The 3,976-nt window shown below is 59.3% G+C and carries 4 protein-coding genes, 1 tRNA gene and 1 pseudogene; all 6 read right to left on the minus strand.

The annotated features are described in order from the left end of the window. A partial coding sequence (locus tag AB5Y92_RS18235; RefSeq protein ID WP_368227330.1) for a GTP-binding protein occupies positions 1 to 657 on the minus strand: 657 nt, incomplete at its 3' end. A gap of 4 nt (positions 658 to 661) precedes the next feature. Next, positions 662 to 2,140, minus strand: a complete 1,479-nt coding sequence (gene selA / locus AB5Y92_RS18240) for an L-seryl-tRNA(Sec) selenium transferase (protein WP_368227331.1) — start codon at positions 2,138 to 2,140, stop codon at positions 662 to 664. Between the two features lie 314 nt (positions 2,141 to 2,454). Beyond that, positions 2,455 to 2,546, minus strand: a tRNA-Sec gene (locus tag AB5Y92_RS18245). 213 nt (positions 2,547 to 2,759) lie between these two features. Beyond that, a complete protein-coding gene (hycI, locus tag AB5Y92_RS18250; protein ID WP_368227332.1) occupies positions 2,760 to 3,251 on the minus strand; it encodes a hydrogenase maturation peptidase HycI in 492 nt (163 codons plus the stop codon). Next, on the minus strand, positions 3,251 to 3,664 hold the full coding sequence (locus AB5Y92_RS18255) for a formate hydrogenlyase maturation HycH family protein (protein WP_139407702.1): 414 nt from the start codon (positions 3,662 to 3,664) through the stop codon (positions 3,251 to 3,253). Before AB5Y92_RS18255 ends, hycI begins: the two co-directional genes overlap by 1 nt. Further along, positions 3,657 to 3,976: pseudogene (locus AB5Y92_RS18260) on the minus strand (hydrogenase); the annotation flags it as partial. The pseudogene AB5Y92_RS18260 and the gene AB5Y92_RS18255, both read right to left, overlap by 8 nt.

The raw sequence follows: 3,976 nt of genomic DNA on the forward strand, positions 1-3,976 counted from the left end.
GTAGAGGCGCAGCTTGTCCCCCACCTTGAGGCGGCCCTGTTGCAAGGTGCCGGTGAGCACTGTGCCGGTGCCGTTGGCGGTAAAGACTCTGTCCACATACAGTCGCGGGGCGCTCTGCTCGCGGGCAGCTTGTGAGGCTGGCAGATCGGCCAACTGGCGCACGATGGCGGTGTGCAGGGCAGCCATATTGGCGCCGGTTTTGGCGCTGACGCTGACGATATCGGGCACCATGCCGCTTTCGTCCATCACCTGCTCCAGCAGGCTCTCTTCAAGGAGTGCCAGCTCGTCAGGGGAGACCAGATCGCACTTGTTGATGCAGACCAAGAGACGCGGCACCCCCATTGCCTTGAGCAGGCGCAGGTGATCGCCGGTCATCGGCATCCACCCCTCGTCGGCGGCAATCACCAGCAGCACCAGATCCAGACTCCAGAGCCCCGCCACCATGTTGCGGATATAGCGCTCGTGGCCGGGCACGTCGATGACGCCTATGGTGTTGCCCTGACCGTCGTCAAAGTGGGCAAAACCGAGATCCTGGGTCATGCCGATGGCCTGCTCATGGGCGCGGGCTGTGGTGATGCCGGTGAGGGCTTTGATCAGCAGGGTCTTGCCGTGATCCACGTGGCCGGCAAGGCCGATAACGGCGCGATAGGAGGTCATGGGATCAAGGCTCCTCGCTCGCATTTGTTGTATTGAACGGGGCGGGCAGCAGCAATTCCTTGAGTTGGGCGATCAGCAATTCCATCTCGGTCGGCAGCAGGGTGGCCATATTGAGCAGCACCTTCTGCTGGCGCACGGTGGCGATGACCGGCACCGGCAGGTCGCGCAAATCATCGAGCAGCTGCTGGGCCGGACGCGGGTCGGTGCATTCGAGCGCAGGGGCCGGGTAGAACTCGTCCGGCAATGTGCCACCGCCCACCACCAGCTGGGCGGGGACCGGCACAAAACAGCCGGGCAGGGCGGCTATCAGCTGGGAGGCTCTCACCTGCATGGCGGCCGGGTTGCTCAAGGTGCGCTGGGCGATACCCTCGCCGACGGGAGATTTGTTGAGCTTATGGATGAGCAGGCGTTCGAGCAGGGAGTAGACGATGCGGCTCGGGCGGAAGGTGCGCATCATGGGGTGCTTTTCCAGCCGCTTGATAAGGTCGCTGCGGCCACTGATGATGCCCGATTGCGGGCCCCCCAAGAGCTTGTCGCCGGAGTAGCAGACCAGATCTGCCCCCGCCTTGATGTACTGGCGCACCGAGGTTTCATCCGGCGCAAACTCTTCGCTGGTCAAGCCGGAGCCCTGATCCACCGCCAGCACCACGTGCTCGGGCAGGGCGCGGGCCACCTCGCCGATATCGGGGGATTCGGTAAAGCCGCGAATGGCGAAATTGGATCTGTGCACCATCAGTACCAGCGCGGTCTGATCGGTGATGGCATCAAGGTAATCTTTGGCGGTAGTGATATTGGTAGTGCCCACCTCCACCAGTTTGGCGCCGGAGAGCGCCAGAATATCGGGAATGCGAAAGCCGCCGCCAATCTGGATCTGCTCGCCGCGCGAGACGATCACCTCGCGCCCCTTGGCCACCTCTTGCAGCAGCAAAAAGAGCGAAGCGGCGTTGTTGTTGACCACCAGCGAATCCTCGGCCTGGGTGAGGCAACGGAGCAGGGGGGCGATCAGCCCCTTGCGCCCGCCGCGCTTGCCGGTGGCGAGATCCAGCTCCAGATTGTTGTAGCCGGTGTTGAGGTCACGTACCTCGTCCCACAGATCGGCACTTAACGGCGAACGCCCCAGATTGGTATGCACCAGGGTGCCGGTGGCGTTGATCACCCGGGTTTGACGCTGGCGCAACTGCTGCCGGCAGCGCTTGGCAATCAGTGCCTCGATCTGCTCGGGGGCAACGCCATGCTGGCGAAAATCTTCGCTCTGGCGCAGCTCGCTCAGGGTGTCGCGCACCGCCTGGGTCACCAGCGGGCGGCTCAGCGCTTCGATAAAACCGGCGAGAAAGGGTTGCTGCAGCAGCTGTTCTACTTGCGGCAAGCGGCGCGTTTGTTGCTGGCTGGGCAGTTGCTGTGAATCTGGCTGTGAATCGTCGGCAGCCTGACCTGATGCGGGCTGGCGGTGGGGGATAGCTGACGCGTGAGACGAGTTCGGCATGGGATTACCAGTGCAGTGCGTGGGTTCGGGAGGCGCACCGGTTTGCCGATAGAGAGGCCGAGCTGACGGGTTATGGCACTGCTGGCGATTTGCGGACGAGTGCAAACTGGATGCATAAATGAGCGGGTATAAATTAATGCTGCATCGATGCTGATAAATTAATTTTTGGCCAGCGAGATAACCTGAGTTCGGATTATATTGGCAAGCGGCAAGCACCTTTTTTAAGGTATTACTTCAAACATATTGAACAAACAATGGAAATAACATCCAGGCCGAAGAATTCAGCGAGAGAGTATTTGTTCAATAGATGAATTTGGCGGAAGAGGCAGGAATCGAACCTGCCAAAGCCTTCTCGGCTCACATCGGTTTTGAAGACCGAGGAGGCCACCAGACCCCATCAACTTCCGTAACGGTCGCCATTTTGTGGCAAATTTCTGTGACTGGCAACGCTTTTTTTGTCATAAAAAAGCGAGAGTTAGCGATTTTTTGAAAAAATCAAAGAACCTTGTTTTATATCAAGTTCAGCACAATTAGCCCGATGTTTTTAATTTAACATCGGGCCTCGATCACATTGCCGGAACCGTTGGTCAATAACGGTCGTTAACAACTCGATAAATAATCACCGCTTGGCGTTGGCAATATTCCACTGATCCAGTTTCTCTATTAACAGACTGGTGTCACTGGTGGCATCAAGATGCTGATAAAGATAATCCATCGCCTCGCTCACCATCTCGGTCATCGGGAAGGAGAACGCCACGATGGCCGGTTGTACCCCGACAAAGATCACCTCGGGGACAAAGGTCTTGAGCTCGTCGATGAGGAAATTGAGTGGCATATTGTGGGTCGAGAAGATAAACATCTCGGCGATGGTCTCGGGGGGGATCACCTGCAGGGTTCCCGCCTTCTCGCCGATCTCGGCGGCATCCACCAGCACCACCCGCTCCGGTTGCAGCTCCCGCACCTTGTAGACCACATTTTCCGGCGCGATGCCGCCGTCGATATGGATCCAGCCGGACAGGGGGGCGGCTTGCAGTTTGTCGGCAAGATAGGGGCCGGCACCGTCGTCCCCCATCATGGCATTGCCCACGGTCAACACGAGATTGCAGCCCATCAGCGGCTCCTTACCATCAGGTACATATGGGGGTCGTTATAGAGGGCGGTGAGCTGATCCATAAAGGTATTGGTCCAGCCCAGCTCCTGCTCATCGAGCAGACTGTCGGCTTTGCGCAGTCGGTCGAAGGCGCAGGCCAGCATATGGCAGTGCTCGCGATAGATGGTGATCTCGCCAAAGGTGAGAAATCCCTCCATCTTGCGGCGCGCTTCGCTCCCTTCTGGCAGCTTTGCCACCCAGTCGCGATAACCGGTTAGCGAGCAGACCAGGTCTGCTCGCAGGCAATCGACGATGCCGAGGTGGTGGCCGATGGCGAGGCTGTAGTACATCACCTCCTTGGCCTCTTCCGGCACGTCGAACTGCTCGTCGACGAACTTGCGCGAGAGGCGATAGAAGAAAACCTCGTCAGCCATGCACCGCCTCTCCCTTGCCGGCCGCCCGGTTAAGGCAGGCGTTTGCGAGGTTGTTGACGATCTCCGAGAGGCGCGGATCGTCGTGCTGATCGAGGTAGCTCTGGATGCGCAGATCCACATCCTGCTGGGTTGCCCCTTCGAGCAGGGCCATGAACTCGTCGGCGATGATCCGCCCCTGCCGGTAACCGGCCATGCGGCGCGCTTCGCGCTCGATCATCACCCGGATTTCATTGGGGATGCCGGTGTGGCGCAGTTCGACCCGTTCACCCGGTTGCACCTCGTGGCTGGTGGCTTTGAGTTTCTGCTCAAGCA

It is taken from the genome of Aeromonas sp. R1-1 (assembly GCF_040908495.1).
Lineage (GTDB): Bacteria > Pseudomonadota > Gammaproteobacteria > Enterobacterales > Aeromonadaceae > Aeromonas > Aeromonas veronii.